At 56.5% G+C, this 25,101-nt stretch carries 23 protein-coding genes; 9 read left to right on the forward strand and 14 right to left on the reverse strand.

Annotated features, from left to right (window positions below):
• The 11 genes from VSS37_RS12090 to VSS37_RS12140 all read right to left on the reverse strand — a co-directional run bounded on the left by VSS37_RS12090 (nucleotide 1) and on the right by VSS37_RS12140 (nucleotide 11,517).
• Nucleotides 1-1,092, reverse strand: a complete 1,092-nt coding sequence (locus tag VSS37_RS12090; protein WP_324695575.1) for a sulfate/molybdate ABC transporter ATP-binding protein — start codon at nucleotides 1,090-1,092, stop codon at nucleotides 1-3.
• A 19-nt stretch (nucleotides 1,093-1,111) separates the two neighbouring features.
• Entirely contained in the window at nucleotides 1,112-1,255 is a 144-nt protein-coding gene (locus tag VSS37_RS12095) for a hypothetical protein (RefSeq protein ID WP_324695577.1), read from the reverse strand.
• Complete coding sequence (cysW, locus tag VSS37_RS12100; RefSeq protein ID WP_445971482.1) at nucleotides 1,252-2,121, reverse strand: sulfate ABC transporter permease subunit CysW; 870 nt, start codon at nucleotides 2,119-2,121, stop codon at nucleotides 1,252-1,254. Before cysW ends, VSS37_RS12095 begins: the two co-directional genes overlap by 4 nt.
• Nucleotides 2,118-2,984 carry a sulfate ABC transporter permease subunit CysT gene (gene cysT, locus VSS37_RS12105; protein WP_324695578.1) on the reverse strand — a complete coding sequence of 289 codons (867 nt, stop codon included), beginning with the start codon at nucleotides 2,982-2,984 and terminating at the stop codon, nucleotides 2,118-2,120. The genes cysW and cysT overlap by 4 nt, the downstream gene beginning before the upstream one ends.
• 56 nt (nucleotides 2,985-3,040) lie before the next feature.
• A complete protein-coding gene (locus tag VSS37_RS12110) occupies nucleotides 3,041-4,054 on the reverse strand; it encodes a sulfate ABC transporter substrate-binding protein (RefSeq protein ID WP_324695580.1) in 1,014 nt (337 codons plus the stop codon).
• Between the two features lie 117 nt (nucleotides 4,055-4,171).
• Nucleotides 4,172-5,443 (reverse strand): sulfate adenylyltransferase subunit CysN, encoded by a 1,272-nt coding sequence (gene cysN / locus VSS37_RS12115; protein WP_324695581.1) that lies wholly within the window; start codon nucleotides 5,441-5,443, stop codon nucleotides 4,172-4,174.
• Nucleotides 5,444-6,370, reverse strand: a complete 927-nt coding sequence (cysD, locus tag VSS37_RS12120; RefSeq protein ID WP_324695582.1) for a sulfate adenylyltransferase subunit CysD — start codon at nucleotides 6,368-6,370, stop codon at nucleotides 5,444-5,446.
• 99 nt (nucleotides 6,371-6,469) lie between these two features.
• Nucleotides 6,470-7,015, reverse strand: coding sequence for a hypothetical protein (locus tag VSS37_RS12125; protein ID WP_324695583.1), 546 nt, complete (start codon nucleotides 7,013-7,015; stop codon nucleotides 6,470-6,472).
• Between the two features lie 252 nt (nucleotides 7,016-7,267).
• Complete coding sequence (cysI, locus tag VSS37_RS12130) at nucleotides 7,268-8,977, reverse strand: assimilatory sulfite reductase (NADPH) hemoprotein subunit (RefSeq protein ID WP_324695586.1); 1,710 nt, start codon at nucleotides 8,975-8,977, stop codon at nucleotides 7,268-7,270.
• On the reverse strand, nucleotides 8,977-9,711 hold the full coding sequence (locus VSS37_RS12135; RefSeq protein WP_324695588.1) for a phosphoadenylyl-sulfate reductase: 735 nt from the start codon (nucleotides 9,709-9,711) through the stop codon (nucleotides 8,977-8,979). Before VSS37_RS12135 ends, cysI begins: the two co-directional genes overlap by 1 nt.
• A gap of 39 nt (nucleotides 9,712-9,750) precedes the next feature.
• Nucleotides 9,751-11,517 carry an assimilatory sulfite reductase (NADPH) flavoprotein subunit gene (locus VSS37_RS12140; protein WP_324695589.1) on the reverse strand — a complete coding sequence of 589 codons (1,767 nt, stop codon included), beginning with the start codon at nucleotides 11,515-11,517 and terminating at the stop codon, nucleotides 9,751-9,753.
• Nucleotides 11,518-11,989: 472 nt separating this feature from the next.
• Here VSS37_RS12140 and VSS37_RS12145 point away from each other — a divergent pair, with 472 nt between their 5' ends.
• Together VSS37_RS12145 and VSS37_RS12150 are read left to right on the forward strand one after the other, a co-directional pair.
• Nucleotides 11,990-13,663, forward strand: a complete 1,674-nt coding sequence (locus VSS37_RS12145) for a thiamine pyrophosphate-binding protein (RefSeq protein ID WP_324695590.1) — start codon at nucleotides 11,990-11,992, stop codon at nucleotides 13,661-13,663.
• 9 nt (nucleotides 13,664-13,672) lie between these two features.
• Nucleotides 13,673-15,184: a hypothetical protein gene (locus tag VSS37_RS12150; protein ID WP_324695591.1), complete on the forward strand. Its 1,512-nt coding sequence runs from the start codon at nucleotides 13,673-13,675 to the stop codon at nucleotides 15,182-15,184.
• On the opposite strand, the gene VSS37_RS12155 is transcribed toward VSS37_RS12150, so the two are convergent.
• On the reverse strand, nucleotides 15,177-15,899 hold the full coding sequence (locus VSS37_RS12155) for a sulfotransferase family protein (RefSeq protein WP_324695592.1): 723 nt from the start codon (nucleotides 15,897-15,899) through the stop codon (nucleotides 15,177-15,179). The genes VSS37_RS12150 and VSS37_RS12155 overlap by 8 nt on opposite strands.
• Before the next feature lie 71 nt (nucleotides 15,900-15,970).
• On the opposite strand from VSS37_RS12155, the gene VSS37_RS12160 reads away from it, so the two are divergent.
• The 7 genes from VSS37_RS12160 (at nucleotide 15,971) to murB (ending at nucleotide 21,977) form a co-directional block, all read left to right on the forward strand.
• A complete protein-coding gene (locus VSS37_RS12160; protein ID WP_324695593.1) occupies nucleotides 15,971-16,873 on the forward strand; it encodes a DMT family transporter in 903 nt (300 codons plus the stop codon).
• 65 nt (nucleotides 16,874-16,938) lie between these two features.
• Nucleotides 16,939-17,298: a diacylglycerol kinase gene (locus VSS37_RS12165; RefSeq protein WP_324695594.1), complete on the forward strand. Its 360-nt coding sequence runs from the start codon at nucleotides 16,939-16,941 to the stop codon at nucleotides 17,296-17,298.
• A gap of 152 nt (nucleotides 17,299-17,450) precedes the next feature.
• Nucleotides 17,451-18,896, forward strand: a complete 1,446-nt coding sequence (gene ccoN, locus VSS37_RS12170) for a cytochrome-c oxidase, cbb3-type subunit I (RefSeq protein WP_324695595.1) — start codon at nucleotides 17,451-17,453, stop codon at nucleotides 18,894-18,896.
• A gap of 20 nt (nucleotides 18,897-18,916) precedes the next feature.
• On the forward strand, nucleotides 18,917-19,675 hold the full coding sequence (ccoO, locus tag VSS37_RS12175; protein WP_324695597.1) for a cytochrome-c oxidase, cbb3-type subunit II: 759 nt from the start codon (nucleotides 18,917-18,919) through the stop codon (nucleotides 19,673-19,675).
• Nucleotides 19,676-19,720: 45 nt separating this feature from the next.
• Nucleotides 19,721-19,948, forward strand: a complete 228-nt coding sequence (locus VSS37_RS12180) for a cbb3-type cytochrome c oxidase subunit 3 (protein WP_324695599.1) — start codon at nucleotides 19,721-19,723, stop codon at nucleotides 19,946-19,948.
• Between the two features lie 2 nt (nucleotides 19,949-19,950).
• Nucleotides 19,951-20,898, forward strand: a complete 948-nt coding sequence (gene ccoP / locus VSS37_RS12185; RefSeq protein WP_324695601.1) for a cytochrome-c oxidase, cbb3-type subunit III — start codon at nucleotides 19,951-19,953, stop codon at nucleotides 20,896-20,898.
• A 68-nt stretch (nucleotides 20,899-20,966) separates the two neighbouring features.
• A complete protein-coding gene (gene murB / locus VSS37_RS12190; RefSeq protein ID WP_324695603.1) occupies nucleotides 20,967-21,977 on the forward strand; it encodes a UDP-N-acetylmuramate dehydrogenase in 1,011 nt (336 codons plus the stop codon).
• A gap of 24 nt (nucleotides 21,978-22,001) precedes the next feature.
• Here murB and VSS37_RS12195 read toward each other — a convergent pair whose 3' ends face one another.
• The gene (locus tag VSS37_RS12195; RefSeq protein WP_324695604.1) at nucleotides 22,002-23,846 is read right to left on the reverse strand and encodes a response regulator; all 1,845 of its coding nucleotides are present in this window, start codon (nucleotides 23,844-23,846) and stop codon (nucleotides 22,002-22,004) included.
• Nucleotides 23,833-24,915, reverse strand: a complete 1,083-nt coding sequence (locus VSS37_RS12200; protein WP_324695605.1) for an FIST signal transduction protein — start codon at nucleotides 24,913-24,915, stop codon at nucleotides 23,833-23,835. The genes VSS37_RS12195 and VSS37_RS12200 overlap by 14 nt, the downstream gene beginning before the upstream one ends.
• Nucleotides 24,916-25,101 lie beyond the last annotated feature (186 nt).

Raw genomic sequence — 25,101 nt, forward strand, 5'->3', positions numbered from 1 at the left:
TCATCCCCCTTGGGTGGCGTCGGCAAACACCCGCAATTGCAACGGCAGTAGGCGCACCAATTGGCCTTGCACCAGTTGCAAGGCACCGATGTGCTGGGCAGGCAAGTCGACCTCATAGAATTGTGTGCTGGAATTCACCTGCGTCAACTCCACCCGCGTCATTGGCCCGAATGGCAGGATGCGGCTGATATGCGCCGGGACGCCATCATTGCCATTGTCAGGCCGTGCGGTTGGGATAATCTGCAATTCATGCGGACGGGCGAACGCCACCACCTGCGCATTTTCCTGCACGCCCGTCGGCGCGCTTGCCAGCGGCAGCCGCCCACTTTCCGCATGCAGCGCCCCTTGCGACCATTTGCCTTCAAAACGGTTGACCGGGCCGAGGAAGTTGTAGGCGAACGGTGTCGCGGGCTGGTTGAAGACCTCCAGCGGCGAACCAGTCTGTTCGATTTTCCCACGGTTCATCAGCACGATTTCGTCCGCCACTTCCAGGGCTTCCTCCTGGTCATGGGTCACGAAAATGGAGGTGATGTGCAATTCGTCATGCAACTGGCGCAGCCAGCGGCGCAATTCCTTACGCACCTTGGCGTCCAGCGCGCCAAACGGCTCATCCAGCAGCAACACGCGCGGCTGCACCGCCAGCGCGCGCGCCAGGGCAATCCGTTGGCGTTGCCCGCCGGACAATTGTTCCGGGTAACGTTTGGCCAGCGCGCCCAGTTGCACCAATTCCAGCAGCTCCGTGACTTGCTTGCGGATGGCCGCCTCAGGAGGGCGGAGCGCTTTCGGCTTGACGCGCAAGCCAAAGGCGACGTTGTCAAAGACGCTCATGTGCTGGAACAGCGCGTAATGTTGGAACATGAAACCGATCTTGCGGTCACGGACATGCATGTTGGAGGCGTCCACGCCTTCGAGGATGATCTGCCCGCTATCCGCACGTTCCAGGCCCGCAATGATGCGCAGCAGGGTGGTTTTTCCACAACCGGATGGCCCCAGCAATGCCGCCAGCTTCCCGCTTGGGAATTCCAGCGAGACATTGTCCAGCGCTTGAAAGGCAGCGAAATGTTTGTGGATCTGTTTGACTTCTATGCTCATGGGTATCTCAGTTAGCGGGTCAGGAGGTCATCCATTGACATTGCAGGCCGCGTCCGATGGCTTGCCAGCATTGGCATAGCCAGCTTCCGGCGGTAGGGGCGGCATCTGCCTGATGGCGCTCCCGTTGGCAATACTGGATGAATGTTTCGGCAAAACGTTTCATGTTGTCCTCCTTTCCACATAGAGCTTGATTGCCAGTGTCGCCAGCGCGAGCAGGGCCAACAGTGAAGCCACTGCAAACGCGGCGGAAAACTGGTATTCGTTGTAAAGAATCTCGACCTGCAACGGCAGCGTGACGGTTTGCCCGCGCAAATGCCCGGAAACCACCGACACGGCGCCAAATTCGCCCATCGCCCGCGCATTGCACAGGATCACGCCGTACAACAGCCCCCACTTGATGTTGGGCAAGGTGACAAGCCAGAACGTCTGCCAGCCGGAAGCGCCCAGCGACACCGCCGCCTCCTCCGCCTCATTGCCCTGCGCCTCCATCAAGGGGATCAGTTCTCGGGCGACAAACGGGAAGGTGACGAACACGGTCGCCAGCACAATCCCCGGCACGGCGAAAATGACGGTCATGTCATGGGCGGTCAGCCATTTGCCGAACCAGCCGTTGACGCCAAACACCAGCACGTACATCAGGCCCGCCACCACGGGGGAGACAGAAAATGGCAGGTCAATCAGGGTCTTGAGCAATTGCTTGCCGCGAAAGTCGAATTTGCTGATGGACCACGCCGCCGTGACGCCAAACGCCACATTCAGCGGGATGGCGATGAGGGTGGCGATGAGGGTGAGGGTGATGGCGGAAAGGGTGTCGGGTTGGGCAATGGCTTCCCAGTACGCCGTGTAGCCTTTGCGCAACGCTTCGGTGAACACCGCCAGCAATGGCAGTAACAGGAACAGGGCGAAAAACGTCAGCGCCACTGCCAGGATGCCCCATTTCACCCAACGGGCTTCGCGGGTCGCCGGGTTGGACTCGTAATAGGTTTGGCCATGCTGCTGGGCATGCAGGCCGCCAACCATGCCGCTCATACGCCATCCTCCCCGCTCAGGTAGCTGCTCCGCCGTGCTGTCCAGTGCTGCAACCCATTGATCAAAAACAACAAGATGAATGAAACCACAAGCATGACGGCGGCAATGGCGGTGGCTCCGGCGATGTCGAATTGGTCCAGTCGGGTGATGATCAGCAACGGGGTGATTTCAGACACCATTGGCACATTGCCTGCAATGAAGATGACCGAACCGTATTCGCCGACGGCGCGGGCGAACGCCAGGGCGAAGCCGGTCAGGATGGCGGGCAGCAAGGCGGGCAGGATCACATGGCGGAATGTCTGCCAGCGGCGCGCGCCCAGGGTGGCGGCGGCCTCTTCAAATTCCGGGCTCAAGTCCTGCAAGATGGGCTGGATGGTGCGCACCACAAACGGCAGGCCGATGAATGTCAGCGCCACCAGGATGCCCAACGGCGTAAAGGCGACCTTGACGCCATACGGTGCCAGCAGGCTGCCGATCCAGCCGTTTTGCGCATACAGTGCGGACAGCGTGATCCCGGCGACGGCGGTCGGCAGCGCGAAAGGCAGGTCAATCAGTGCATCCACCAGGCGCTTGCCCCAAAAGTTGTAGCGCACCAGCGACCATGCCAGTAAGGAGCCGAAAACCACATTGATGGCGGCGGCGAGTAGTGAAGTCAGAAATGACACCCGATAGGATGCCACGACTGGGGGCGCTGTAATGGTCGCCCAGAATTCCGGCAAGCTTTGTGCGCTGGCCTTGATGAAAATGGCTGACATGGGAATCAGCACCAGCAACGACATATAAACCAGCGTGTAACCCAGTGAAAGGCCAAACCCGGGGATAACGCCAGATGTCGCGGAATGCGCCGTGCGCGTGTAGGCCATAAATCCTGCTCTCCCTTGCTAAATAAAGTGGAGGCCCTATAAGCCTCCGCTTTTATTTATTGTCCCTTGATTTGGTCAAATGTCCCGCCATTGCTGAAATGGACGGACTGCGCTTTACTCCAATCGCCAAACAATTCATTCAGCGTAAACAGTTTAACTGGCGCAAACTGGGATTTATATTTCGCCAATGCCGCTGCATCACGCGGGCGGAAATAATGTTTGCCGATAATATCCTGGCCTTCCGGGCTATACAGGTGTTCCAAATAAGCTTTCGCCAATTCTTCTGTGCCATGCTGGGTGGCGTAGCGTGTCACGACCGCGACTGGCGGTTCTGTCAGGATGGAAAGGGATGGGGTGACAATCTCATAATCGTCCTTGCCCAGCTCATTCAGCACCAGATAAGCCTCGTTTTCCCATGTCACCAGCACGTCGCCGACGCCGCGTTGCGTAAAGGTGGTGGTGGAGCCGCGCGCGCCGGTGTCCAGCACTTTTACATTGTCAAAGATTTTTTTGACGAAGGCTTTGGCGGTTTCGTCATTGCCGCCCGGTTGCTTGAGGGCGTAACCCCAGGCCGCCAAATAATTCCAGCGCGCGCCGCCTGAGGTTTTCGGGTTGGGGGTGACAACTTCGACGCCTTCTTTGGCCAAGTCTGGCCAATCCTTGATGCCTTTGGGATTGCCCTTGCGCACCAGGAACACAATGGTGGAGGTGTATGGGGTGGAGTTGTCCGGCAGTTTGGCCTGCCAGTCTTTGGACAGCAGGTTGCCTTGGGTGTACAGGGAGTCAATGTCATAACCCAGCGCGAGGGTGGCGACATCGCCTTCCAGGCCATCCAGCAGGGCGCGCGCCTGTTTGGCGGAGCCTGCATGGGATTGCTCAATGGCAACCGTGTCCCCGGTTTTTTCTTTCCAGTATTTGGCGAAAGCAGCATTATAATCTGCATACAATTCGCGGGTAGGGTCATAAGAAACATTACGCAGTTTGACATCATTTGCAAAAGCAATATTGGTCAATGTTCCAAGCCCTAGCGTCAGCGCCAAAATATAATGACGGGTTTTATTGAACGCCATGTTTATTACCTCTGTAGGTGGTTAATAATGATGGGCTTGAATATATCGACATTGCTTTTATGAACAAACCAAGAAAAACTGCAATGCTTATGCCTATATTTGCTATGGGTGTTTATTTCATAGGGTCACCATTCCCGCGCCGACCGTATTATTGGTGCTTTCATCAATCACGATAAAAGCACCAGTGCTGCGGTTTTTTTCATACGGGTCAATAAACAATGGCTGCGCCAGTTTAAAACTGACACGGGCAATATCATTCATCGCCAATTGCGCCGCCTCCTGCCGTTCCAAGGTATTGACATCCATCCGCCAGGCAATCCCGGTCAGCTTGGCTTTGGTGTCGCGGGTGGTGTGGCGGATCAGGTAGGTGCGGGTGCGTTCCAGCGGCGTTTCCGCCAGCCAGCAGACGGTGGCTTCCAGTTGCTTGGTCTGGAGGGGCGGTTCGTCGCTTTTCACCAGCATGTCGCCACGCGAAATGTCGATTTCATCGGCCAACAGCAGGGTGATGGATTGTTCGGCTTCGGCTTCCTGCAAGGGTGCGCCGCCCAGTTCAATGGCCTTGACCGTGCTGCTGAGGCCGGAAGGCAGCGCGGTGATGCGGTCGCCCACCTTGAGATGGCCGGATTCCACCCGCCCCATGAAGCCACGGTAATCGTGCAGTTGCGGATTGGCGGAGTCCTGTGGGCGGCAGACGTATTGCACCGGGAAACGGAACGGCGCGGCGTGGCGGCGTTGCGCACCAGGCGCAGTTTCCAGGATCTCCATCAGGGTTGGGCCTTGATGCCAGCCGAGCTTGTCGCCGCGCTCCACCACCATGTCGCCCTTGAGGGCGGACAGCGGCAGGAAGTTGACATCGCGGATGCCCAGTTGCTCGGCAAACGCCAGGTAATCCTGTTTGATTGCCTCGAAACGCTGTTGGCTGTAATCCACCAGATCCATCTTGTTCACGGCCACCAACAGGTGCGGCACGCCAAGCAGGTGCGCCAGATAGGAATGGCGGCGGGTCTGGGTCAGCACGCCCTTGCGCGCATCCACCAGGATGATGGCGAGGTTGGCGGTGGAGGCCGCCGTCACCATGTTGCGGGTGTATTGCTCATGCCCCGGCGCATCCGCAATGATGAACTTGCGCGTGCCGGTGGAGAAATAACGGTAAGCCACATCGATGGTGATGCCTTGTTCACGTTCAGCCTGCAAGCCGTCGGTCAGCAGCGACAGGTCGACATCCTGCAAGCCGCGTTTCTCTGAAGTCTTGGCGAGCGCGTGCAGCGTGTCGGCCAGGATCACTTTGGAATCGAACAGCAGCCGCCCGATCAGGGTGCTCTTGCCGTCATCCACGCTGCCGCAGGTCAACAGGCGCAGCAGGCCGTGGTCTTCTAGCGGATGTGTCATTCAGAAATACCCCTCTTTCTTGCGTTGCTCCATGGCCGCTTCGGAAGCCTGGTCATCCAGGCGGGTGGCACCGCGTTCGGTGACCGTGGTGGTGGCGGTTTCGGCAATGATCTTTTCAATGGTGTCCGCGTCCGATTCGACCGGCGCGGTGCAGGTGATGTCGCCGACGGTGCGGAAGCGGACTTGCAGGTTGATGACTTCCTCATCCGGTTTGGCGGGCGTCAAATGGGTGATGGGCGTAATCGCGCCGTTCCGTTTGACGACCGGGCGCTGGTGGGCGAAATAGATGCTGGGCAGTTCCAGCTTTTCGCGTTCGATATATTGCCAGACATCCAGCTCAGTCCAGTTGGAAATCGGGAAGGCGCGGATGTTTTCGCCCTTGTGGCTGCGGGCGTTGTACAGATCCCACAATTCCGGGCGCTGGTTTTTCGGGTCCCACTGGCCGAACTCGTCGCGGAAACTCATGATGCGTTCTTTGGCGCGCGCCTTTTCCTCGTCGCGGCGGGCCCCGCCGATGCAGCAGTCAAAGCCGAATTCCTCAATCGCTTCCAGCAGTGTGACGGATTGGTGCTTGTTGCGCGATTCGTCCGCATGTTTGAGCACAACCGTGCCGCGCCGCATCGAGTCTTCCACCGAACGCACAAGCAGGCGTTCGCCCAGCTCGGCAGCCGTGCGGTCGCGGAATCCGATCACTTCCGGGTAATTGTGGCCGGTGTCGATATGCAGCAAGGGGAACGGGAAGCGCCCAGGGCGGAAGGCTTTTTCCGCCAGCCGCAGCAGGCAGATGGAATCCTTGCCGCCGGAAAACAGCAGCGCCGGGTTGCCGCATTGCCCGGCAACTTCGCGGAGGATGTGGATGGCTTCAGCTTCCAGCCAGTCGAGATGACTGAGCAGGCGTTGCTGTGCATGGAGGGAGGAGAAAAACATTGCGTTGCATCCTGAATAATCGGTGGATGCAACGCAGTATCCGGTAAGTGATTAAGTTAAAAAAACGATAAAATCAGATTTTAATATCTTGAAAAAAGATTAGATGATTTTTAGCAGCTCGGTCTTGAGCTTGTCCAGTTCACGCCGCCCTTCACGGCTACCCTGGATGGCGGCCACCCATTCTGGGAACAAGGCGCGGAACTCAGCATGGGAGCGGGCGTTATTGAGCCTGCCGACCAGGGCGGTGACGACAAAGGAGCCAACGAAAGCTGTCAGGGTATTGACCATGAAATTGCGCGCCTGCTGGATGTGCAATGGGTTGTCGGCCATCGGCAAGGGGCGGAAACCGTCGGCGGGTGGCGGGGCTGCCGGGGCGGGCGTTGCGGCGGCTTCGGCGAAAGTTGCCGGTGGTGGCGCGTCCAGCGGAACCCGTGTGATATAACCGCCTTGCTCCAATTCCAACAAGGCCTTGTGCAAGTCATCAACCCTGGGCAGGGTCGCCAGTTCCTTGAGGTCACGTTTGCCGTTGACGAAAATGAGCAGGCGGCGCAACACCAGCGGCAGGCCATCGGCCTTGGTGTCAACTTCGGTATAGCCTTTGGCTGTTTTGGCGAACAGGCAATCCATGGCTATGGCTCCATTCATGTGCTGATTCCTCCTCTGCAAGTCAATTTTTGGGTATTCGTTTGTTGTGTAAAGCTGGATTGTTGGAATGATTTGGTCGAATTTTAGTTTACACCGTATACAAATACACAAGATTCGGGATCAGGTAAACCTGCGATAGGTGGGCAGGCCTAAAAAAGCCTGACGGAAAGCAGGGGAATCAGCCGATGGAAGCCCTGCGCCGGGCCTGCCTGAACAGGCGGAGGGATGAGGCCCGGCGGGGAATGTGGTGGGTCACACGTAAGCCTTGCGGATGACAAAATCGCCAAACGGTTCAGCATCGCGCCGCTGGGCAGCATAAGCCGTAAACAGCTCATCCAGCGTGCCCAGGATGGCGGCTTCATCCAGGTTTTCGCGGTATAGCCGGTTCAGCCGGTCGCCGTTGAAGCTTGCCCCCAGGTACAGGTTGTAACGCCCCGGCGATTTGCCGATCAGGCCGATTTCACCCAGCACCGAACGCCCGCAACCATTCGGGCAGCCGGTCATGCGAATCTTGATTTCGTCATCACGCAAGCCGTGTTTCTCCAGCGACACTTCCAGCTTGCCAATCAGGTCGGGCAGGTAGCGTTCTGCTTCCGCCATCGCCTGTGGGCAGGTGTTGAGCGCCACGCAGGCAATGGAATTACGCCGCAAGCCGGACAAATGGCTGGCGTCCGGTTCATAGCCGTAAGCGCGCAGAATGCCTTCCACCGCCTCGATATTTTCTTCGCGCACCCCGGTCAGGATCAGGTTCTGGTTGCCGGTCATGCGGAAACCGCTCAGGCGCTGGGTGGCGATTTCCCGCAAGGCTGATTTCAGGCCGTGGGTTTCATTGTCCAGCACGCGCCCGTATTCCAGCCGCAAACCCAGATGCCACAAGCCATCGGTGCTGGAACGCCAGCCGAAACGGTCACCAGTGGTGGCAAACTCGAACGGGCGAATCTTGCCCAGCTCAAAGCCCAGGCGGGTATTCAGTTCCTGCCTGAACCAGTCCAGCCCAAAGCGGTCGAGGGTGTACTTGAAGCGCGACAGCTTGCGATCCTGCCGGTTACCGTAATCGCGTTGGATGGCAACGATGTGGAAACACACATCCAGCACCTGTTCTGGCGTACAAAAACCGATGGTTGATGCCAAGCGCGGATAAGTATCATCGCGCCCAAACGTCATCCCCAGGCCACCGCCGACCGCGACATTGAAACCGGCCAGTTTGCCGTTTTCCTCAATCGCAATCAGGCCGATGTCATTGGCGTACACATCCATATCGTTGAACGGCGGAATCGCAATCGCCACCTTGAATTTGCGCGGCAGGTAATGCTTGCCGTACAGCGGCTCGACTTCATCCGTTTCGCCACCGGCGACCAGCGTTTTGCCCTGTTCCTCATCCAGCCAGATTTCGTGGTAGGCACGCGATTGCGGCAGCAAATGATCGCTGATTTTCTGCGCCCACGGAAAGACATCGGCATGCAGCTTCGACAGTGTGGGGTCAGGCGTACACATGACATTGCGGTTCACATCGCCACAACCGGCAATACTGTCCAGCAGCGCGGCGTCCATCGCCTGGATGGTCGCTTTCATATCAAACTTGATAATGCCGTGAAACTGCAAGGCCTGCCGGGTAGTGATCCGCGAGGTGCCATTGCCGTAGCGGTTGCTGATGTCATCCAGCTTAACCCACTGCTCCGCCGTCAAATCGCCGCCGGGCACACGCAGGCGGATCATGAAGGAATACGCCGGTTCCAGCTTCTTGTCTTGGCGGTGCAGGCGCACATCGCGGTCATCCTGCATGTAGGAGCCGTGGAATTTCACCAGTTGCACATTGTCTTCACTGATCGAGGCAGTGATCGGGTTCTGGAAATCTTCCACCAGATTGCCGCGCAGGTAATTGCTGCTGTCCTTGATGTGCTCGACAGCAGAACCATTTGGCGCAAGCTGGTTGAGCGGCTTGGGTTCGATGCGCGTTGTCATTACGCTGCCTTCCTCACGGGCGCACGGGTGCCGTCGTGCAAACCGCATTCCTGATTGTGGGATTCCCACCACCAGCGGCCTGCGCGTTCGTCTTCGCCCACCGCCACGGCGCGGGTGCAGGGCGCGCAGCCGATGCTGGGGTAAAACTCGCTGTGCAGCTTGTTGTAGGGGATGTCGTACTTGCGGATGTAAGTCCACAAGTCACTGGTAATGGCATGCAACAGCGGATTGAATTTCAACAAACCACGTTGCTCATCACGTTCAAACAGGCCCATGTCGGCGCGGTAGGAGGATTGCGCTGCCCGTAGTCCGGTGATCCACACTTGGGCCCCTTGCAAGGCGCGATTGAGCGGCTCGATCTTGCGGATGTAGCAGCATTCCTTGCGGTTCTCGACCGATTCGTAAATCGCATTGATGCCTTTGATGGTGACGTAACGTTCGACCGCTGCGGTTTGCGGGTAAAACGCCTTGATCGGCTTGCCGTATTTCTTGCGGGTGGCGTCCAGCACGTCGTAGGTTTCAGTGAAATTGCGCCCGGTATCCAGCGTGAAAACGTCGATATCCAGATCATTGCGGAAGATGGCGTCGGTAATCACCTGGTCTTCCAGCCCCAGGCTGGTGGAAAAGGCGATACGCCCATCGAAACGCTGGCGCAGTGCAATCAGGGCTTCATCCAGCGTCAAGTCGGCGAATTCGGCATGCAGTGTTTGCAGCGGTGTATTGCTAAAAATCATGTTTTTTCTAACCTTATTGATAATGTTGGAAGGGTGGCCTTAATAAACGTCCCGTTGATAGCGGCGGTCTGCGGTCAATTGCTCCAGCCATTCCGCTGCTTCATCCGCAGATTTGCCGCCATGGGTGGAGGCGATCGTCAGCAGCGCCTGCTGCACGTCCTGCGCCATCCGGTTCATATCGCCGCAGACGTAGAGGTAGGCACCTGCTTGCAGCCACCGCCAAACTTCCGCACCATTTTCCAGCAGGCGGTGCTGCACGTAGATTTTTTCCACTTGGTCGCGGGAAAACGCCACACTCATGTGCTCCAGTGCGCCGTTTTCCAGCAATTGCCGCCATTCAGTCTGGTACAGGAAGTCGGTGCGGAAATGCTGCTCGCCAAAGAACAGCCAACTGCCGCCTTGCACGCCCTGCGCCTCACGTTCGAACAGGAAGCTGCGGAATGGCGCCACCCCAGTCCCCGCGCCGATCATGATGATGTTGGCCTGCGGGTCTTGCGGCAGTTTGAAATTCGGGTTGGGCTTGAGGTGCACGGATGCCAGTTCCCCAGCCTGTAGGCGCGCCAGCCAGTTGGAGGCCGTCCCCAGGTGTCTGCGCCCCTGGAAGGCGTATTCCACCCGTTTGACCAGCAAATGCACTTCGTCAGGGTGTGCGCTAGGGCTGGAGGCGATGGAGTATTGGCGCGGCTGCAAGGGGCGCAGCACATCCACCAGTTGTTGGGCGGAGAGTTTGCCGGAAAATTCGTTCAGCACATCCACCCAGTCGGCGGCGTACAGCCAGTCGCGCAGGGCGTTTTTGTCTTCCGCTGCCGCTTGCAGTTCTGGGTGGGCGATCAGTTCCGCGTAGGCTTTGAGCTGGCGGCGGGTGACGCTGGTCAGTTCGCGTTGATAGCGCAAGGCGCTGTACAAGCTGGTTTCCGCGCCATTCACCTGCACCCGTTCCTTGCCTTGCAGCCTGCCCAGTTGCAGGATTTCATCCACCAGCGCCGTATCATTGTCGAACGCCACCGCCAGGATGTCGCCCGGCTGGTAACGGATGCCGGAACCTTCCAGTGACAGTTCCAGGTGCAGCACATCCTTGTCCGAGCCGGTGTCGGTCAGGACGATGCTGTTGAGCAACTCGGCGCGGAACGGGCGGGCGGCGGTGTATTCAGCCGCTGAGGCAATCTGTTCCGCCAGCGGGGAGGGTTGGAAGCGGATTGCGCCGTTATCCTGTGTTTTTGGTGTTTTTTCAGCTACTTGCTGCTGCCATGTTTTGGCGGTTGCGGCGAAATCGACATCGCAATCGACCCGATCCAACAGGCGTTTGGCTCCCAATGCTTCCAGCCGCTGATCCAACGCCAGTCCAGTTTGGCAGAATTCCTCATAGCTGGAGTCGCCCAGCGCCAGCACGGCGAATTCCAGCGCTTCCAGCCGGGGTGCGCGGTCGCTTTGCAGGAAGGCGAAAAAGGCGCGCGCGTCATCCGGCGGTTCGCCGTTGCCATGTGTGCTGATCACGGCGACGATGCGTTGTTCCTTTTTCAACTGCTGCGGGCGGTAGTCCTTCATATTGGCCAACACCGCTACGGAGCCTTGCGCCTGCAAATGCGCCAGCAGTTGTTCCGCCACCTTTTTGCTGTTGCCGGTCTGGCTGCCGTACAAAATGGTGGTTTTGAGGCCGCCAACGTCAGCGGCTGGGAAAGCGGCGGGCGTTGCGTCGAACTGTTGGGATAAGCCGGAGATATACCCGCTTACCCAAGCCAGCTGCGCAGGCGTCAGGCTGCGCACCGCCCCGGAAACCTGCTGGAATTGTTGCGGACTTAATAGCATGATGCTGCTCCTTCAGAATGTATTGGCGCAGTATCAGCGATTATTAAAAGCGAAAAAAACGATATATTTCGATAAATATATCCCATAAACAGATATTGATAGATTGACCCGGGCAGATAACTGACGGGTCACCTGGCCGTGAAGATGGGCTGGGACGCCGTTTTGTTTCAATTCAGCGTGACCAACATATTGATGAATGTCGTTAACAACATGACCCCAATGATTTTGTATTCAACAGGCAATAGCTTTACTTTGTGAAACATAACCTTGCTCCTTATAGTTTTTGATTTTGGCGGTTAGACCTCCAGACAATGATTCTATTGGGGATCATTTTGACCGCAATAAACCATACTAATTGACTGGGTCTTTCTTGGAGGGGGCGCAATCTGGTGGTTCAGGGTTCCATTCATTTCCTGGGAAAGCTATCCTGCGGGGGTTTCCAGTCAGAATGATACGGCCTCCCGCACCGCGTATGAAAATCCAGGTTAGTGAACTCATCGTCAAATTCCTGCACCGGCTCGGCGTCGACACTATTTTCGGCATGCCCGGCGCACATATCCTGCCGGTGTATGATGGCCTGTATGCCTCGGGCATTAGGACTGTACTGGTCAAGCATGAACAGGGGGCGGCGTTTATGGCGGGCGGCTATGCCCGTGTCAGCGGGCGCATCGGTGCCTGCATTACGACCGCAGGGCCAGGGGCGAGCAACCTGATTACCGGCATCGCCAATGCCTATGCCGACAAACTGCCGATGATTGTGGTTACCGGCGAAGCGCCGACCCATATTTTCGGGCGTGGTGGTTTGCAGGAAAGCTCGGGGGAGGGCGGCAGCATCGACCAGACGGCGCTGTTTTCCGGCGTGACCCGCTACCACAAGCTGATTGAACGCACCGATTACATTGCCAATGTATTGAACCAGGCGGCGCGCCAACTGGCGTCGGATACGCCGGGGCCGGTGGTGTTGAGCATTCCGGTGAATGTGCAGAAGGAGTGGGTGGACGCCGCCATTCTAGACAAACTGCCTACGTTGAAAGCGCCTCCCAAGTTGCAGATTGCCCCACCGTTGCTGGAGCAGTGCGCGGAAATGATCCGGCAGGCGCGCCGTCCGGTGGTGCTGGCGGGGTATGGTTGCCTGCATTCCGCCAAGGCCCGCGCTGAGTTGCGCAAGTTCAGCGAACATCTGAATATCCCGGTTGCGACCAGCCTGAAAGGCAAGGGGGCGATTGATGAACGTTCCGGGTTGGCGCTGGGGACGCTAGGGGTGACCTCCGGTGGCCATGCCATGCATTATTTCATGCGGGAAGCGGATCTGATCATCCTGCTTGGCGCTGGCTTCAATGAGCGCACCAGCTACGTGTGGAAGGAAGATCTGGTGCATGGACGCAAAATCATCCAGGTTGACCGCGATGTGGCGCAACTGGAAAAGGTGGTGAAGGCTGATCTGGCGATCCAGTCCGATCTGGGGGATTTTTTGCAGGCGATCAATGTCTGTTGTGTGCCACAGGGAATTGAAAAAAAACTTGCCCCCAACTTGGCGGCTTTCAAGCAGCAGATTGACCAACAGGCCGCCAGCAGTGGGCAGGTCATTTTCAACGAGAAATTCGATCTGGTGAAAAGCCTGTTTGCGTTGCTGGAGCAGCGTTTCGAGGAAGGCATTGTGCTGGTCGATGACAATATCATTTTCGCGCAGAATTTTTACCGGGTGAAAGAGGGTGACCTGTTCGTGCCCAATACTGGGGTTTCCTCGCTGGGGCATGCGATTCCGGCGGCGATTGGTGCGAAATTTGTGCTCGACAAGCCGGTTTTCGCCATTCTCGGCGACGGTGGTTTCCAGATGTGTTGCATGGAGATCATGACCGCCGTCAATTACCAGATTCCGCTGAATATCGTGCTGTTCAACAACCAGACCTTGGGGCTGATCCGCAAGAACCAGCATCAGCAGTATGAACAACGCTTCCTCGATTGCGATTTTCAGAACCCGGATTATGCATTGCTGGCACAATCGTTTGGCATCAAGCATTTCCGGATTGGGAGCGAGGCTGAATGCAGGCAGGTGTTCGGACAGGCCGATTTTCACCGCAGCATCAACCTGATTGAATTGATGGTCGACCGCGAAGCTTACCCGAATTATTCCTCCCGCCGTTAAAGGTTGCCCATGCCAGACCTTGCAGATTTTTACCGTTTCATTGTGAGTATCCCGGTGGCGGATCGCCCGCCACATTTGCGCCGCTGTCTGGAAAGCATCCACCAGCAGCTTGCGTTGCATGGTTATGGCGGTGGAATAACTATCGTGGTGGCTGAGGATAGCCGTGATCCGCATTGCATCGGGCAGCACAAGGCGTTGGTGGCGGAATATCGCGGCAAGGGGCTGGATGTCATGCACGTTGACCTGCCGGAGCAGTATCAGATGCTGCACAGCATTCCGGAAGCACAGCGGCGACACCTGGGCAGACTGCTGACGGCCCAACCGGCAGAGCGCTTTTACCGCAAGGGGCAGGCGGCCAACCGCAATCTCAGTTACCTGAAAATGCTGGCGCTGACTCAGGACAGGGGTCGCACACTGTATTATCTGGTGGATAGCGACCAGTTATTTCTGCCTGCAATTGATTACTTTCACTCTATCAGCCAGATTTTTCAGGCTACCGATGCCTTGATGTTGACCGGCAAGCTGGTTGGTGACCCGCCAGTGTCGCCAGCGGTCATGGCGGCCAATTTTCTGGATGATGTGAGCGCTTTCCTGCACGAAATCGCGGATTATGCGCCGCAAGAGGCGTGCAGCTTTCACCGTGATACGCCGTTACCGGGCGATGCTGCTTACCATGATATGGCGAGGATGTTTGGCTTTGAGCACAAGCAGGAGCATTTCGATTACCGTTGCCCGTTAGTGGGTGATCATGATCATGCCGCGTGCCTGGATACCTTTGCCGGGCGTTTGCAGGCGTTCTTTTTCGGTGAGCATCTGACCCGCAAGACGGCGTATCAGGATGACGGCAAGCCAATGGGGCTGGCTCCGGCGCGGACGGTTTATCCTGGCAATTACATCGTCAATTTCGAAGGCTTGAAATATATTATTCCGTTCGGGCATTTGCGGTTGCGCATGTCCGGGCCGACTGCCGGGCGCTTGATCCAGGCGGAAATCGGCGCGCGTTTTGCCTCCGCCAACCTGCCGATGTTGCACCGGCGCACGACGGAGGATACAGGCGATGATTTCCGCCCTGGCGTGGAGCAGCAACAGGACGCCGCCATCGACATTTCTGATGAATTCGAGCGCCAGTTTTTCGGCGACCTGATGTTGTTTTCGGTGGTGGAATTCCTGAAAACCCACACCCTGGAACAGTTGACGGATGTCGGCTTGCTGCAACAGGTGGCGGGGAAGGTGGAAGCGGATCTGTTGGGCTTGTATCAGGCCAAGCATGAGGCTGTGAACGCGCGCCTTGAGGGCTTGGAGCAGTGGGTAAACCAAGAACAGCATTGGTGGCGAGGAACGTCAGCCATGCGCCAGATTGCGCAGTTTCTGCGTAATATCGAGCGGAATTTCAGTGACCAGTCGCTGGCGTGGCGGCAGATTCAGTCGGAAACACACCGGGTGGGGCGTAAGGCGCAGATTTTGGATGCGCTGCTGCATTACCGCAGTGAACGTGATGCGTGGGATCAATTGTTCACATAGTCTCCAGGGCGTTGCGCATTAATTGGGCGCGGCATTCCCAGTAGTTGTGTATTGCCTGCTGTAGGGGGCCGGTTTCCAACTGGATGTTGGGGTATTGGGTTTCCTGGTTGATGATTGTGCCGCTGCCGATGGCGGCAGAGGTGTCGCCTGCGCCCGCCACGCCGGTTTTGCTGAAACGGTGGTAGTGCGGTGTAAGCGGCGAGTCCAGTTGCAGCCATTTTTCCAGTTTTTTCAGGGTGCTTTCCGTGTCACTACGGATCAGTTCTGCGTCGAAATAGTAGTAACGCTGTGGGTGGCGCTGGCTGAATGTGGCTAGGTTTTCCAGGCGTTCAAGGTAGTACCGGGTGGCCTTCTCCGGGTATGAATAGGGGTGGTCTGTGTCCTTTTGCGCGAACAGGTTGATGATGCTTTTGAGGGTCTGTTCCGGCTGCCGCAGGGCGAGTATGAGAATGGCGTTTTCCAGCCCTGGCAGTTGCAGGTTCAGCGTATGCTTGTTGTGCAGCAGCTTGTCGAACAGGTAACGGCTGCCGGGCTTGAAGCTGTCTTGCCGGGCGTAGAACTGCTCCTGCTGCGTCAGCGCCTGTTCCGAGGCGTAAGCCATCTGCATTTCGTAATAGCCATTGATGGCCGGGTGCGAGCCGAGGATGTGCCCCAGCAGGCTGGTGTAGGCACGCATGTGACTGAGCAGGAAAATTCTTTGGTATGGCTGCGGCATGGAGGGGCTTCGGCTGTGCGGGAATTGCGCCGCATGATAGTCTGCTTGCCCGTCGCTGTGGAGCCTGAAATATGCAAGCCAACTTTCTTGACCGCTTTTCGCCCTATTTGCTGTTGGTGCTGGCGGTGCTGTTCTGGGCAGGCAATTTTAATCTGGCGCGGGCGGTGAATGCCGATTTGCCGCCGTTGGGGTTGTCATTCTGGCGGTGGGCGGTGGCGGCGCTGATCCTGCTGCCGTTCGCCTTGCCGGGGATGAAACGGGCGCTGCCGCTGGCGCGGTCGCACTGGAAACTGGTGCTGGCGCTGGCGTTGCTGGGTGTGGCGGGCTTCAACAGCCTGGTTTACATCGGGTTGCAAACCACGACAGTGACCAATGGCGTGCTGCTGCAATCGGTGACGCCGGTGTTCACGATTGTGCTGGCGGGGGTGTTCCTGCACGAACACAGCAGTTTCCGGCAGTGGGCAGGGGTGATGGTGTCGTTGTTGGGTGTGCTGATCATCATCACCCATGCGGACATAGGCTTGCTGCAACGGCTGGGTTTCACCTCCGGCGATTTGTGGGTGTTGACGGCGTCGCTGGATTGGGCGTGTTACACCATCTTGTTGCGCAAGTTGCCGGATGGTTTGAAAGGTTTGCCGGTGCTGGGTTTTACTGTGGCCCTGGGTGCGCTGGCGATTTTGCCGCTGTATGTGCATGAAAGTTTGACTGTCCGCGCCATGCCGTTTTCCCAGGTCAGCGTATTGAGCGTGGGGTATGTGGCGATTTTCCCTTCCTTGCTGTCGTACCTGTTCTGGAATCACGCGACCCACCGTCTTGGAGCCAGCCGCACCGGCCAGTTCAGCCACCTGATGCCGGTGTTTGGCATCCTGCTGGCGGTGCTGTTTTTGGGGGAGCGTCTGCACCCTTACCATGCGGCAGGAATTGCGCTGGCGGCCGCAGGGTTGGCGCTGACCAACTGGAAGCGAAAAAGGTAAGCATGCCTTGTCGACCTTGTTGGTTGGAATTCGCTATGCTGCGCAAAAATTTTCAGGAGGTAACGATGGCATACAGCGGCAACAAGGGTTTGAAGCGCATCATCAAGGCGGGGCAATATTCCTGGCAGGGATTCCGGGCGGCTTACAAGCATGAAGAGGCCTTCCGCCAGGAGGTGTGGGGGTTGGTCATTGCGGTGCCGTTGGCCTTGTGGCTGGGGGACAATGCGGTGGAAAAATCGATGATGATCGGCAGCCTTTTGCTGCTGTTGATTGTTGAGTTGCTGAATTCCGCAGTGGAGGCGGTGGTCGACCGTACAGGGTTGGAGTTGCATAAGCTGTCAGGGCGGGCGAAGGATATGGGTTCCGCAGCGGTGTTGTTGGCAATTATCAATGTGCTGGTGGTGTGGGTGCTGATGCTTTCTTGATATAGGTCAACACGGATGCTTCTACGCAAAAAACCGTATTCTGAAGCGGTTTCGTTTCCCATATTAACATTTTCTTATCCGGGTTTTTCCTGTATGCTTGCGCCGTTTTAAAGCTGTTATTTTCTTAAATCTTGTTAACCAGAGGGCATACGATGGCTCATAGTGCTGCACTCTCTTCGGAGCAATACAACTATGAAATCGTGAAGAAATTCGCGATTGCTGCAATTGTCTGGGCAATCCTCGGCATGACCGCCGGGGTTTACATTGCGTCAGAACTGGCCTGGCCAGCGCTGAACCTTGATCTTGCGCAGATTACATTCGGGCGTTTGCGTCCGCTCCACACCAGTGGTGTTATTTTCGGCTTCGGAGGTAATGCACTGTTTGCCACTTCCTACTATGTGGTGCAGCGCACTTGTCAAGCCCGTCTGGCGGGTGGCTCTTTCTGGCCGAACTTTACGTTCTGGGGCTGGAACCTGTCTGTCCTGGTTGCTGGTGTCCTCTACCTGTTTGGTTATACGCAAGGCCGTGAATATGCCGAACCCGTCTGGTTTGTCGACATCGCCATTGCGGTTGTGTGGGTTGTTTATTTCCTGCTGTTCACTATCACCCTGATCAAACGTAACCAGCCGCATATCTATGTCGCCAACTGGTTCTACATGTCTTTCATCTTGGCAACTGCGTTGCTGCACATCTTCAATAACTTGGCGGTGCCCGTTAGCCTGACTTCTGCAACTTCTTACAGCTTGTTCTCTGGTGCGCAGGATGCGATGACTCAATGGTGGTATGGCCACAACGCGGTTGGTTTCTTCCTGACTGCTGCGTTCCTGGGGATGATGTACTACTTTGTTCCTAAGCAGGCGGGCCGTCCGGTTTACTCTTATCGTTTGTCCATTATCCACTTCTGGGCGTTGAGCTTCATGTACATGTGGGTAGGCACTCACCACCTGCATTGGACTGCGATCCCTGACTGGACTTCCACGCTGGCTGCGACTTTCTCCATCCTGCTGCTGATGCCTTCCTGGGGTGGTATGATCAACGGCATCATGACCCTGTCTGGCGCATGGGACAAATTGCGTACTGACCCCATCATGATGTTCATGATCACTGCACTGTCTTTCTACGGCATGTCCACTTTTGAAGGCCCGATGATGTCCCTGAAGAGCGTCAACGCGCTGTCCCACTATACTGACTGGACTGTTGGCCACGTCCACTCTGGCGCTTTGGGTTGGGTTGCCATGATCTCCATCGCTTCCCTGTACCACATGATCCCGCGCCTGTGGAACACCACCCTGTATAGCCTGAAACTGGTTTACACCCACTTCTTCCTGGCGACCATTGGCACGATCCTGTACATCACTGCGATGTGGGTGTCCGGTATCGGCCAAGGCCTGATGCTGCGCGCATTCGACGAATACGGCAACTTGGCTTACACCTTCGTTGAAACGGTTGCATTCATGCACGGCCCACTGGCGGCGCGCGCATTGGGTGGGCTGTTCTTCGTATCCGGTATGGTGCTGATGGCTTATAACATCTACATGACCATTGCGCGCGCCAAGCAGGAAGACACCGCTCCGGCCACCGCAGCCGCTCAGGCGTAATCAGAGAGGATTGAGACGCTATGTTCAAACATGAAAGCATTGAAACCAATTCCGCGATGTTGATCGTGCTGACGCTGGTGGCGATCAGCATCGGCGGCTTGGTTGAAATCGTGCCATTGCACTACATCAATGAGACGGTTGAGGAAGTGAAAGATCCGGCCACCGGCGTGGATCTGGTGCGCCCTTATACCCCGCTGGAGCAACGTGGCCGTGACATCTACATCCGGGAAGGCTGCTACACTTGCCACTCACAGATGATCCGTCCATTCCGTGATGAAGACCTGCGTTACGGTCACTACTCACTGGCGGCTGAATCCAAGTACGACCACCCATTCCAGTGGGGTTCCAAGCGTACTGGCCCAGATCTGGCGCGTGTCGGTGGCAAGTATTCCAACGAATGGCATGTGCAGCACTTGACGGCCCCGCGCTCTGTTGTGCCGCAGTCCATTATGCCTAACTACCCTTGGTTGAAAGAAACGGAACTGGATTATTCAGATATTCAGGATCGGATGATCGCATTGAAGCGGGTAGGCGTCCCTTACTCCCTGACCAAGGCGGAGTATGACATCAACGTCAAGAAATTTGGTGAGGATGTCGCCAAAACGCTGGATATTAACCGTGCTGAAGACAACTTGCTGGCACAGGCTGATAAAGGCAACTATGACGGCAACACCAACGGTGTGACCGAAATGGACGCATTGGTGGCTTACCTGCAAGTGCTTGGCACCATGGTTGATTTCAAGAAGTTTGATGAAGACTACTTCATCCAGTTCCGTTAATTTGCTACTGGATGGCGGCTTTCTGCTGCGAAGGGGAAGATATAAGTGCTGACAGATTTCAAGACATGGATCATGGACATTGGCAATAGCCAAACCGTGGCCTTGTTGATCTTCTTCTCCGTTTTTATCGGCATTCTGTTTTACGTGTATGCAAACCGGAAGCGTGGCGAGAGGCTTGAATCCTACCGCTACACTCCGTTGCTGGATGAGGACGATGCTGACAGGAAGGTGAAGGCGGCAGAGGCCGCCATCCAGGCTAAAGGTGAGAAATAGTTATGGCAACTCCTGTAAAAGATCCGCTGACCGGGGCGGAAACAACCGGCCACGTATGGGACGACACGCTGCAAGAATTCAACAATCCGCTGCCGCGTTGGTGGTTGTGGACGTTCTACGGCACTATCATTTTCGCGCTGATTTACTGGGTGATGTACCCCTCTTGGCCAATTGGCAAAACTTACCTGAAAGGTATCGGCAACAGCATTACCTATAAAACTGATGCTGGTGAAGAGAAAAGCACCCACTGGAACATGCGTGCGCTATTGGCCCACGAAATGCAGACAGGTGAAGAGGCCATGAAGCAGCAGGAGTACCTGGACAAAGTTGGGGCTGCCTCTTACGAACAGATTGCAAAAGATCCTGAAATGTCTGCATTTGTCCGTTCCTACGGGGTAGGCAAGTTTGGCGATAGCTGCGCCGCTTGCCACCAGTCCGGTGGTCAAGGGGTGGTGGGCCAGTATCCGAACTTGGTGGATGATGACTGGTTGTGGGGCGGCGACCCCAAGACTATCGAAACCACTATCCGTGGCGGTCGCCTGGGCTATATGCCTGCCTTCAAGACCACCTTTGATGCAACGCAGTTGAAAGACGTCGCCAATTACGTGCTGAGTTTGTCCGGGGAACCGGCAGACAAGACAGCGGCGGCGGAAGGCCAGAAAATTTTCCAAGGTGAAACCGGCGGTTGCTATTACTGCCACACCAAGGAAGGCACGGGCATGCATGCTCAAGGCTCCGCCAACCTGACTGACAAGATTTGGACGATCGCCAATGTGCCTGCCGCCCAAACGCCTGAAGCCAAGTTGGAAGCCGTAGAGTCTGTCATCAGCAATGGCGTTCACCGTCAGATGCCAGTTTTTGGCCCGGCTGGACGTAACCTGTCTGATACCGAGATCAAGGTGTTGGTGGCGTACCTGCAACAAATGTCAGGTGGCGCAGCAGCCCAATAAGCATTTTCCTGTTTAGGATATGCGCAAGGCCGGACTTTGTTCCGGCCTTTTTGCGTAAGGTGACCCACATGCAAATTCGTGAAAATTACAATATCAAGGCGTTGAATACTTTTGGCCTGAACGCCCGGACCCGTTACTTCTGTTCTCTGCAAAAGTTAGGTGGAATTCGCAGCATCATACAGTGGGCGGATGCGCACGCCGGGCTTCCGGTCATGTTTTTGGGCGGCGGCAGCAATATGCTGTTCGTGAATGATTTTCCGGGCTTGTTAGTGCATGTGCGGTTGCAGGCCAGGGAAATCCTCGGCCAGGATGACGACTTTTGCTATGTGCGGGCGGCGGCGGGCGAAAACTGGCATGAATTTGTTCGCTGGACGATTGGGCAAAATCTTGCAGGCTTGGAAAACTTGTCCTTGATTCCAGGAACGGTAGGCGCCGCCCCGATGCAGAACATTGGCGCTTATGGCGTGGAGTTGAAGGACTGTTTCCACGAATTGCAGGCGCTGGATTGGCGCAGCGGGGAAATCCGCAACTTCACCTTGGATGCGTGCCAGTTCGGTTACCGCGACAGCTTTTTCAAGTCCGTGGAGCCGGATCGTTGGCTGATCGTCAGCGTGATTTTCCGCTTGCCACGCAAGCCTGAATGGAAAGTGGGCTATGCAGGCGTGAAGGAACACTTGGGGGGCAATGCGCCGGATGCCCGCTCCATCAGTGACGCCATCATCAAGTTGCGGCAAAGCAAGTTGCCTGATCCGGCGCAGGTCGGCAATGCGGGCAGCTTTTTCAAGAATCCTTTGGTGTCGCAGGCGCAATGGGAAGGGCTCAAGGCGGCGTTTCCGGCAATTCCGGGTTGGGCGCAGCAGGATCAGGTGAAGGTGTCGGCGGGTTGGCTGATTGACCAATGCGGTTGGAAAGGGAAGCGGGATGGCGACGCTGGCGCTTACGAAAAGCATGCGCTGGTGCTGGTCAACCACGGCAATGCGAGTGGGGCGCAGATCTGGCGTTTTGCCCAGGACGTCATCACATCCGTCCAAGACAGGTTTGGTGTGACATTGGAGCCAGAGCCGAGGGTCATTGTGTAGGAAACGCCTACAGCAAGCGTTTCCTCAGGTTGCAGGGGCGGTGTCAGGTTGTCCCAGCCATTTTTTGACGATCCGCAATAATTCATCCTGTTTGACCGGCTTGGGAAGGTAGTCATCCATGCCCATTTTTATGCAGCGGTCTCGGTCGCCTTTGAGGGCGTTGGCGGTCATGGCGATGACGGGCGTATATTGCAGGATGCCTTCGCGCTCCCACTTGCGGATGTAACGGGTGGCAGTATAGCCATCCATTTCCGGCATGTTGATGTCCATCAGCACCAGCCGGTAGGCGCGTGTGCGTAATGCTTTAAGCGCATGTTTGCCAGTCGTGACATGGTCAATGGGCAGGTTGAGCTTTTCCAGCATGGTGATGGCGATCAGGGCGTTGACCGAGTTGTCTTCCGCCAGCAGGATGCCGCCAGCAGGTTGGGCGGCATCCGCCGCTGCCACTGGCAGCGCCAGTTCGGGGAATGGCGGCAGTTTGCTGGCAGGTTTCGGCGCGCTGCCGCCGTGACGCCGCAAGGTGTCGGTCAGCACATCACGCAGGGTGATGGAGCGGACTGGTTTGGTGACGGCGGCTTGGATGCCTGCTTGCTTCTGTTTTTCCAGGGACAAACCGTAAGAGGTCAGCATCACAATGGGGATGCCGTCGTAGCGGGCGTCGCTGCGGATGGCTTTGGCGAGGGCGATGCCGTCCATTTGCGGCATGAACCAGTCCAGCAACGCAATATCAAACGGGTTGTTGTCGGCCAGAGCTTCCTCCAGCTTATGCAAGGCGTCGTGGCCATTGCTGACGATGGTGGCCCGTGCTTGCCAAGCGTTCAGGTAGTTTTCCAAAATCCGCCGGTTGGTTTCGTTGTCGTCCACCACCAGTATGCGGCAGGCTTCAAGGTGCTTCGCCTGGTGTACGTGCTGGCTGATTTCGACAATCGGGAAGGTGATTTCAAACCAGAAGGTGCTGCCGCTTTCCGGTGCGCTTTCCAACCCAACCCGGCCGCCCATCATTTCCGCAAATTCCTTGACAATGGTCAGGCCTAGGCCAGTGCCGCCATAGCGCCGGTTGATGGAGGCGTCAACCTGGACAAACGATTCAAAGATGCTTTTCTGCATGGCGGGCGGGATGCCGATGCCAGTGTCGCGCACTTCAAACCGCAGCAAGGCTTCGGTGTCGCCCAGTGAGCGCAGTTCCAGGCCGGTATAAACTTCGCCCTGTTCGGTAAATTTGATGGCGTTGCCAATCAGGTTCATCAGCATTTGCCGCAGCCGCGCCGGGTCGCCTTTGACGCGCGCCGGAACCTCTTCCGGAATGTAACACTGGACTTCGAGGTTTTTTTCCTGCGCCATGGTGGCCATGATGCTGCTGATGCTTTCCACCAGTTCGCGTGGGGAAAATTCGATGATTTCCAGCTCAATGCCGCCCGCTTTGAGTTTGGAGAAATCAAGGATGTTGTTGATGATGTCCAGCATGACTTCGCAGGACGCATAGGCGGTCTCGACAAACAGCTTTTGCCGCTCGTCCATGTCGGTGCTCTTGACGATTTCCAAGGAGCCAAGGATGCCATGGATGGGGGTGCGCAGTTCATGGCTCATATTGGCCATGAAGCGGGTTTTCTGTTCTGAGCGGTGCAGGGCTTCGATGCGTTGTTCGGTTTCTATTTTCAGGTCGTCATAGAGCTTGCGCATTTCTTGCGAGGACACTTCCAATGAGCGTTCCAGCAAGTATTGGGCATCACTGGTGCCTGCATAGGAGCGGTCGACCAGATGCAAAAAATCCTGCCAGCGGTTCAGGTCGTCAGGAAGTGAACCCTGGGCTAGGCCAGTGCGCTGGAGCTGTTTTTGCAGGCGGCGGTGCAGTGGGTTAACTTCCTTCATACAATACCGTAAGGGTCATGGTTTCATTGTGCAGGCTGCAACCTGTGCCGGAAAAAGGCGGCGCCAATTCACCGAAAGAATAAAAGCCAATCTGCTGGCTGCCCGCAGGCAACGCTTCCAGGGTGGCTTCCAGTTCCAGGGTGGTGTCGTCTTCCATGACAAGTTTGCGGCCTGAACAGCTGATGGCAAAACACAATACTGGCGCATCCGGCGAAGGCAGTTTCTTTCGTAACAGGTGCGCAGCGGATTCTGAACCATCCACGAGGTTATCAAAACTACCATACATCAGTTGTGCCTGACTGTTGTTGGGGATGTCTCCGGCAAAGCGCATGCTGCGGGTTGGCTCATCGACACCCAGGATCGTGCGCACCACATAGGAATCCTTGCTTTTTTCCCAGATGGATAGCGGGAAGTGCAAGGCGGCGGCAGGCAGGCCGTCGGCGCGGTCGCCCAGGTATTTCTTGTAAAGGTCAAGGGCAGGTTGGTCATCGATTTCGTAGAGGATGTTGCCATCCGAGCGCGTCACCCGCCGTTCCGGCCCGAAAGGCCGCCAGCCGTCTTTCGCCTGGGTGGAGAAAAAAAGCTTGTCGCCATAAAAGCCAATGCCACAAACCAGATTGGGGCAAGGATGGCCGTTATGCAGCACCCAAGTGGACTTGAATTGCATATTGTCGCTGGCCAGCCCCCCCGCCACCATGACGTTCGGGGCCAGTATGGACATGAGGCCACGAGCCAGTTCGCTGCCGTTGGTGTTGAGCCCGTCCGCCAGGATCAGCATGCCCTTGAGGTCGGGGGAGTTGAGTGATTGCGCCAGTTGGATGCCCGCTTGCCGTGAGTCGGATATGCCGTGCACTTCGGCGACGGAGAGCGCAATCCAGCTAGTGTCAAAACAAATTATTCCAACCACCAGCGCATTTTCCATCAAATGTTCGCTGAAAATGCCTGCAACGGTTGAACAACCGGCCATAATGGCGCTGGGATATTGATGGCGCAATTCGTCGAGTAAATATTGATGGTGTGAAATATCGGTTTCGCCAAAAACCAATACCAATGTCTTGGGTGAGTCCACAGCAGGTAACGGCCTATACCAGCCAGCTGATGGCGTGAAAAAAGTTAACGTGACCTGCACGGTTATTACCCCCTGATCATGATGGTTCCGGCTGTTTGTAGTTTTTTTATTTTCCCTCAATGACTAAAAAATAATACCACGAAAAGGGTTAATAGTGTCTACTGGATTAGGCTACCTTTTATCGGA

The organism is Candidatus Thiothrix phosphatis (assembly GCF_035668035.1).
Classification (GTDB): Bacteria; Pseudomonadota; Gammaproteobacteria; order Thiotrichales; family Thiotrichaceae; genus Thiothrix; species Thiothrix phosphatis.

Bases quoted from the DNA above. Each gene is read 5' to 3' on its own strand.
- VSS37_RS12090 (WP_324695575.1), bottom strand. From the start codon at position 1,092: ATGAGCATAGAAGTCAAACAGATCCACAAACATTTCGCTGCCTTTCAA.
- VSS37_RS12095 (WP_324695577.1), bottom strand. From the start codon at position 1,255: ATGAAACGTTTTGCCGAAACATTCATCCAGTATTGCCAACGGGAGCGC.
- cysW (WP_445971482.1), bottom strand. From the start codon at position 2,121: ATGAGCGGCATGGTTGGCGGCCTGCATGCCCAGCAGCATGGCCAAACC.
- cysT (WP_324695578.1), bottom strand. From the start codon at position 2,984: ATGGCCTACACGCGCACGGCGCATTCCGCGACATCTGGCGTTATCCCC.
- VSS37_RS12110 (WP_324695580.1), bottom strand. From the start codon at position 4,054: ATGGCGTTCAATAAAACCCGTCATTATATTTTGGCGCTGACGCTAGGG.
- cysN (WP_324695581.1), bottom strand. From the start codon at position 5,443: ATGACACATCCGCTAGAAGACCACGGCCTGCTGCGCCTGTTGACCTGC.
- cysD (WP_324695582.1), bottom strand. From the start codon at position 6,370: ATGTTTTTCTCCTCCCTCCATGCACAGCAACGCCTGCTCAGTCATCTC.
- VSS37_RS12125 (WP_324695583.1), bottom strand. From the start codon at position 7,015: ATGAATGGAGCCATAGCCATGGATTGCCTGTTCGCCAAAACAGCCAAA.
- cysI (WP_324695586.1), bottom strand. From the start codon at position 8,977: ATGACAACGCGCATCGAACCCAAGCCGCTCAACCAGCTTGCGCCAAAT.
- VSS37_RS12135 (WP_324695588.1), bottom strand. From the start codon at position 9,711: ATGATTTTTAGCAATACACCGCTGCAAACACTGCATGCCGAATTCGCC.
- VSS37_RS12140 (WP_324695589.1), bottom strand. From the start codon at position 11,517: ATGCTATTAAGTCCGCAACAATTCCAGCAGGTTTCCGGGGCGGTGCGC.
- VSS37_RS12145 (WP_324695590.1), top strand. From the start codon at position 11,990: ATGAAAATCCAGGTTAGTGAACTCATCGTCAAATTCCTGCACCGGCTC.
- VSS37_RS12150 (WP_324695591.1), top strand. From the start codon at position 13,673: ATGCCAGACCTTGCAGATTTTTACCGTTTCATTGTGAGTATCCCGGTG.
- VSS37_RS12155 (WP_324695592.1), bottom strand. From the start codon at position 15,899: ATGCCGCAGCCATACCAAAGAATTTTCCTGCTCAGTCACATGCGTGCC.
- VSS37_RS12160 (WP_324695593.1), top strand. From the start codon at position 15,971: ATGCAAGCCAACTTTCTTGACCGCTTTTCGCCCTATTTGCTGTTGGTG.
- VSS37_RS12165 (WP_324695594.1), top strand. From the start codon at position 16,939: ATGGCATACAGCGGCAACAAGGGTTTGAAGCGCATCATCAAGGCGGGG.
- ccoN (WP_324695595.1), top strand. From the start codon at position 17,451: ATGGCTCATAGTGCTGCACTCTCTTCGGAGCAATACAACTATGAAATC.
- ccoO (WP_324695597.1), top strand. From the start codon at position 18,917: ATGTTCAAACATGAAAGCATTGAAACCAATTCCGCGATGTTGATCGTG.
- ccoP (WP_324695601.1), top strand. From the start codon at position 19,951: ATGGCAACTCCTGTAAAAGATCCGCTGACCGGGGCGGAAACAACCGGC.
- murB (WP_324695603.1), top strand. From the start codon at position 20,967: ATGCAAATTCGTGAAAATTACAATATCAAGGCGTTGAATACTTTTGGC.
- VSS37_RS12195 (WP_324695604.1), bottom strand. From the start codon at position 23,846: ATGAAGGAAGTTAACCCACTGCACCGCCGCCTGCAAAAACAGCTCCAG.